The organism is Treponema endosymbiont of Eucomonympha sp., from assembly GCF_001028545.1.
This window is the reverse complement of sequence record NZ_BBPW01000555.1, coordinates 1-483: the sequence shown is the minus strand read 5'-3', so window position 1 is coordinate 483 and position 483 is coordinate 1. Positions and strand designations below refer to the sequence as shown.

The 483-nt window shown below is 59.6% G+C and carries 1 protein-coding gene; it reads right to left on the bottom strand.

What is annotated here, in order from left to right:
* The coding region (locus tag AWU74_RS08030) for a hypothetical protein (RefSeq protein ID WP_162505085.1) at nt 1-338 on the bottom strand (338 nt) is incomplete at its 3' end.
* Nucleotides 339-483 lie beyond the last annotated feature (145 nt).

Sequence of the window (483 nt, the reverse complement as noted above, 5' to 3'; positions counted from 1 at the left end):
ACGAGGAGATAGAGCAGCGCGTGGGTTTCCAGCCCGAAGCGGACGACGGCGAACGTCGCATAGACCGCCGCGTCGCAGCACAGCGCGAGTCCGCACAGGGCATATTTCCGGCAGCGGAGCAACGCGAAACACGCTGCGCACGCCGCGCTGCTGGCAAGGTGGTACGCCGTTGTCGCTGCCCCCCGCGTTTCAGGAGTAACGCAGAGAATCGCGACATGCAGCAGGCACAGTGCCGCGCACGCCGGCGCAAGGGCGAGTTGCAGCAACACCGTCGTCTCCGACTCGGCGTCGGACGCCTCCATTTTACGCATGATGTATCGGAACAAGATTTGTTTCATAGTGTTATATCAGCATGGCTTATAGTTTGTTTTTCGCCCAAATATATGCCCGCATTGCCAGCCAAAGGGCGCGCGGGTTCGATTTACGCGTTGACTCCCGCAGGCATTATGACACCCGTTCGGCAGCGTGGGAAGAAAATACCGA